This window comes from Mycobacterium sp. IDUB_19 (assembly GCF_055419445.1).
The window spans coordinates 43,935-49,331 of the sequence record NZ_JBVAXR010000034.1; the positions used below are offsets into that span (position 1 = coordinate 43,935).

Consider the following 5,397-nt stretch of genomic DNA (forward strand, 5'->3'; position numbering starts at 1 on the left):
CCGGCGACGATGCGCGGCGCAAAGCGCCGGGCTGAGGAGGCGGGCAATCAAGCTAAGCCCGGCGACGATGCGCGGCGCAAAGCGCCGGGCTGAGGAGGCGGGCAATCAAGCTAAGCCCGGCGACGATGCGCGGCGGTCGGGGTCGCCAAGTAAGCAATCAAGGCAATCGGCCGACTCGCGGGTCTGGATGAAGGCTTGAGGGTTCGCGGCGTGATTCAATATTCGCCGAAACATGCCCCTATGTAAGTCAAGTCATTCGAGCTACCGGGAATTCGGCGGAAGGGTCCAGGGGAAGCGATATGGACAGCGCCATGGCGCGGGCAAATCGATCGGGGGACGATGCTGAAATCGCCGATGGGCTGACCCGACGCGAACACGACATCTTGGCCTTCGAACGTCAGTGGTGGAAATTCGCCGGTGTCAAGGAAGACGCGATCAAAGAGCTGTTCTCGATGTCGGCGACGCGTTACTACCAAGTGCTCAACGCGCTCGTGGATCGGCCCGAGGCCCTGGCCGCCGATCCGATGCTGGTGAAGCGGTTGCGGCGGCTGCGCGCCAGCCGTCAGAAGGCGCGCGCAGCACGGCGCCTCGGCTTCGAGGTGACCTGACTAGCTACAGTAGGGCTCGATGAAAGAGCGCGTTCCCGACTCCACGGGGCTCCCACTGCGGGCCATGGTGATGGTGCTGTTGTTCCTCGGCGTCATCTTCCTGCTGCTCGGGTGGCAGGCCCTGAGTTCCTCCGGGAAGTCCGACGATGACTCGGCCTCGGCCGCCTCGAGTGCGACCAGCTCCAGCGTCGCCGCGTCATCGACCTCGACAAGCCCGAAGCCCGCGGCCACCGACGCCGACGTCCACGTGTTCAACATCTCCGGCAAGGAGGGTGTCGCCGGGCATGCCGCAGACCAACTCAAGGCCGGCGGCTTCAAGGTCGTCGACGTCGGGAACCTGTCGCTACCCGATGTGACCGTCACGACGGTCTACTTCACCGACGCCGACGGCGAGCACGCCACCGCGGACGCGGTCGGCAAGAACCTGGGCGCGCCGGTCGAACCGCGCACCCCCGCACTCAGCAGCGAGCCGCCCGGCGTCATCGTCGTGGTCGCGGGCTGACTGAAGGTCGTGAGCCGGGTTAGGCTCTGCGCTATGCCTACGCTTGCCGGTCACCGCAATGTCGTTGTCACCATGTCCGCATTGTCCGCAGCCACCAGCGTCGCTTTGCTGAGTGCGTGCTCCTCGCCCCAGCACGCGTCGTCGGTCCCGGGCACCACGCCGTCCGTCTGGACGGGATCACCCGCGCCCTCGGGGACCGCGGGGGCCGAAGGCGAGGGCGCCGGGCAGCCGAGCATCACCACCCACCTGAGGGCGCCGGACGGAACCCAGGTCGCGACCGCCAAGTTCGACTTCAGTAACGGCTATGCCACCGTCACGATCGCGACGACCGGCGCTGGGGGGATCACGCCCGGCTTCCACGGGGTGCACATTCACAAGGTGGGCAAGTGCGAGGCCAATTCGGTTGGCCCCACCGGCGGCGCGCCCGGCGACTTCCTCTCGGCCGGCGGCCACTTCCAGGCGCCGGGCCACTCGAACGAGCCGGCCAGCGGGGACCTCACCTCGCTGCAGGTTCGTAAGGACGGCGTCGGCACGTTGGTGACCTCCACGGACGCCTTCACCATGGGGGACCTGTTGACCGGTGAGAAGACGGCGATCATCATCCACGCGGGCGCCGACAACTTCGGCAACATCCCGCCGGAGCGCTACAGCCAGACCAATGGGACGCCGGGTCCGGATGCGACCACGATGAGCACTGGCGACGCCGGCAAGCGAGTGGCGTGCGGTGTCATTGGTGCCGGCTAACAGGCCCTTTCAAAAGGGCGATGCGCACATCGATTTCGCCCGGTCGCCGCGGCCGACTCTCGGCGTCGAGTGGGAGTTCGCGCTCGTCGACGCAGAAACCCGCGACCTGAGCAACGAGGCCACCTCCGTCATCGCCGAGATCGGCGAAAATCCGCGTGTGCACAAGGAATTGCTGCGCAACACCGTCGAGGTGGTCAGCGGTATCTGCGACTGCACCGCGCAGGCGATCGAGGATCTGCGCGAAACTTTGGGCCCCGCGCGCCAGATCGTCCGGGACCGCGGCATGGAGCTGTTCTGCGCCGGCGCACACCCGTTCGCGCAGTGGAGTACCCAGCAGCTCACCGACGCTCCCCGCTACGCCGAGCTGATCAAGCGCACCCAGTGGTGGGGCCGGCAGATGCTGATCTGGGGCGTGCACGTGCATGTCGGGATCTCCTCGGCGCACAAGGTGATGCCGATCATGACGTCGTTGCTGAGGTACTACCCGCACCTGCTGGCGCTGTCGGCGTCCTCGCCGTGGTGGACCGGCGTGGACACCGGATACGCGAGCAACCGGGCCATGATGTTTCAGCAGTTGCCCACCGCCGGGCTGCCGTTCCAGTTTCAGACTTGGTCGGAATTCGAAGGGTTCGTCTATGACCAGAAGAAAACCGGCATCATCGACCATGTCGACGAAGTCCGTTGGGACATAAGACCTTCGCCGCATCTGGGCACGATCGAGGTGCGAGTCTGCGACGGCGTGTCCAACCTGCGTGAGCTGAGCGCGCTGGTCGCGCTGACGCATTGCCTGGTGGTCGACCTGGACCGCAGGCTGGAAGCCGACGAGTCGTTGCCGACCATGCCGCCGTGGCACAACCAGGAGAACAAGTGGCGCGCGGCACGCTACGGGCTGGACGCGGTGATCATCTTGGACGCCGACAGCAACGAGCGCCTGGTTACCGACGACCTCGCCGATCTGCTGAACCGGTTGGAGCCGGTCGCCAAGTTGCTGCATTGCAGTGACGAACTCGCTGCGGTGGAGGAGATCTCGCGCCACGGCGGTTCCTATCAGCGACAGCGGCGAGTGGCCGAAGAGCACGACGGCGATCTACGGGCGGTCGTCGACGCGTTGGTGGGCGAGCTGGACATCTGATGGAGCTGGCGATGTTCCCGCTGGAGGCGGCGTTGCTGCCGAATCAGGATCTGCCGTTGCGCATTTTCGAGCCTCGCTACGTCGCGCTGGTGCGGCACTGCGTCGACGCCGGCGAACCCTTCGGCGTGGTGCTGATCTCACGCGGCCGCGAGGTCGGTGGTGGTGACGCGCGATGCGATGTCGGTGTGCTGTGCCGGATCAACGAATGTATCGACGAGGGCGCGGACCGATACTCGCTGCGCTGCCGGACCGGCGAGCGGATTCGGGTGTGCGAATGGCTGCCCGACGACCCCTACCCGCGGGCTATCGCGGGACTGTGGCCCGACGAGGCGGGCGACGCGGTAACGCAGGCGCAGCTGCTCGACGTCGAAGACCGGATGATGGCCTTGTTCGAGCGGATCGCGGAAGCGCGCGGCGCCGTGCTGCCGGACCGCGAGGTGCTGCTGGGCCCGGGCGACGCCGACACGGGACAGCGCCTGTTCGCGTTGGCCGCCCGTATCCCGATCGGTGCGGCCGACCGCTACGCGGTGCTGTCGGCGCCGTCGGCAGCCGGCCGGCTCGCGGCTCTGAGCGACGCGGTCGACGCGATCGCCGAGATGGTCGAATTCCAGCTGTCGGAGTAGAGGATTGAACGACTGGTGAAAGTACATCTTCAAATCGACGGATCGCCGACCGGGGCGTCGGCGAGTGCGGCCGAGATCGCCGAGACGGGCGCCGACGGCCTGTTCACCTTCGAGGGCCAGCACGACGTGTTCTTCCCGCTGATCATCGCCGCCAACGAGACCAGCCTGGACTTGATGACCAACGTCGCGATCGCCGCGCCACGAAGTCCGTTGCACATGGCGCACGCTGCCTACGATTTGCAGGTCTTCAGCGGCGGCAGATTCCGGCTCGGTCTGGGCTCGCAGATCAAGGTCCACATCGAAAAGCGCTACGGCAGCAAGTGGGATCGCCCGGCGGCGCGGATGGCCGAAACGATCGCGGCGATCAAGGCGATATTCGCGGCGTGGGAAGGCCAGTCCCGCCTGAACTTTCGCGGTGAGTTCTTCACCCACACCCTGATGGCGCCCAACTTCAACCCGGGTCCCAACCCGTACGGGCCGCCACCGGTGTTGATGGGGGCGCTCGGCCCGATCATGACGCGCACCGCGGCCGAAGTCGCCGACGGACTGCTCGTCATGCCCTTCAACAGCGCGCGTCACTTCGCCGAACGCACCATCCCCGCGATCAACGAGGGACTGCGTCGTTCGGAGCGTTCGCCCAACGACTTTCAGGTGATCGCCCAGGCGATGGTCGCGGTGGGCAGCAACGACGCGGACCTGGCCGCCGCCGTCAACGGAGTCGCCTCGCTGATCGCCTTCTATGGCTCGACACCGGCGTACCTGCCGGTGCTCGAGGTCGAGGGCTGGGCGGATGTCCAGCTGGAACTCAACGCGTTGTCCAAGCAGGGCCGTTTCGCCGAGATGCGCGCGCTGATCACCGATGACATGGTGGCCCAGATCGGCATCGTCGGAACTCCCGAGGAATGCGCCAAGCAGCTCGTCGCACGGTTCGGCGATCACGTCGACGAAGTGTGTTGCTACTTCCCCGGCTACACGCCACCCTGCACGGACATCGCCGGACTGATCGACGCCTTACACCGGAGTCCCGCACGGCGATGAGTACCCCCTCAGCGAGCCATGTGCTGGTCGGCATCGACGCGGGAGTTGCGGTGCTCACGCTGAATCGGCCCGACCACCTCAACGCCTATACCGCCGAGATAGGTGCACTGCTCGGCCGGGCGTACCGGGACTGCGACGAGGACGACGCCGTCCGGGCCATCGTGGTCACCGGGGCGGGCCGGGCCTTTTGCGCCGGCGCCGACTTCTCCGGTGGCGCAACACCGTTCGAGAGCCCCCAAGATGACGGGACGTTCTCGGCGTCACCGATCGACCCGGCGGCTTTCGAATTGCGCAAGCCGGTGATCGCCGCCGTCAACGGGCACGCCATCGGAATCGGCCTGACCATTGCGCTGCAGGCCGACATCCGCATCGTCGCCGACGACGCCAAATATGGTGTGGTGCAAGTACGCCGGGGAGTGATACCCGATTGCATGTCGCACTGGACGTTGGCGCACCTGACCAACCTCGGCGTGGCCGCCGAGGTGCTGCTGACCGGGCGCACGTTCAGCGGGCCCGAGGCAGTCGATTTCGGCATCGCGAATCGGGCGCTGCCCGCGGCGCAGGTCCTCGCTCATGCGCTGGAGATTGCCCGCGACATCGCGGTCAATGTGGCGCCGATGTCGGCGGCCTTGTGTAAGCGGCTGTTGTGGGACACCGCGATCCACAACTACACGCCGCGCCAAGTCGCCTCGCTGGAAACGCAGTTGCACCACCGCGTGATGGGCACCGCCGACGCGAGTGAGGGCGTCA

The 5,397-nt window shown here is 66.7% G+C and carries 7 protein-coding genes; all 7 read left to right on the top strand.

What is annotated here, in order from left to right:
* Positions 1-299: 299 nt before the first annotated feature.
* A complete protein-coding gene (locus ACZY0B_RS21815; RefSeq protein WP_003873790.1) occupies positions 300-608 on the top strand; it encodes a DUF3263 domain-containing protein in 309 nt (102 codons plus the stop codon).
* 19 nt (positions 609-627) lie between these two features.
* Positions 628-1,110, top strand: a complete 483-nt coding sequence (locus tag ACZY0B_RS21820) for a LytR C-terminal domain-containing protein (RefSeq protein ID WP_463766310.1) — start codon at positions 628-630, stop codon at positions 1,108-1,110.
* Between the two features lie 33 nt (positions 1,111-1,143).
* Complete coding sequence (sodC, locus tag ACZY0B_RS21825) at positions 1,144-1,854, top strand: superoxide dismutase[Cu-Zn] (protein ID WP_463766311.1); 711 nt, start codon at positions 1,144-1,146, stop codon at positions 1,852-1,854.
* Complete coding sequence (locus ACZY0B_RS21830) at positions 1,835-2,986, top strand: glutamate--cysteine ligase (protein ID WP_463766312.1); 1,152 nt, start codon at positions 1,835-1,837, stop codon at positions 2,984-2,986. Before sodC ends, ACZY0B_RS21830 begins: the two co-directional genes overlap by 20 nt.
* Complete coding sequence (locus tag ACZY0B_RS21835; protein ID WP_463766313.1) at positions 2,986-3,609, top strand: LON peptidase substrate-binding domain-containing protein; 624 nt, start codon at positions 2,986-2,988, stop codon at positions 3,607-3,609. The genes ACZY0B_RS21830 and ACZY0B_RS21835 overlap by 1 nt, the downstream gene beginning before the upstream one ends.
* Positions 3,610-3,624: 15 nt before the next feature.
* Positions 3,625-4,647, top strand: a complete 1,023-nt coding sequence (locus ACZY0B_RS21840; protein ID WP_463766314.1) for a TIGR03617 family F420-dependent LLM class oxidoreductase — start codon at positions 3,625-3,627, stop codon at positions 4,645-4,647.
* The coding region (locus ACZY0B_RS21845) for an enoyl-CoA hydratase/isomerase family protein (protein ID WP_463766315.1) at positions 4,644-5,397 on the top strand (754 nt) is incomplete at its 3' end. The genes ACZY0B_RS21840 and ACZY0B_RS21845, both read left to right, overlap by 4 nt.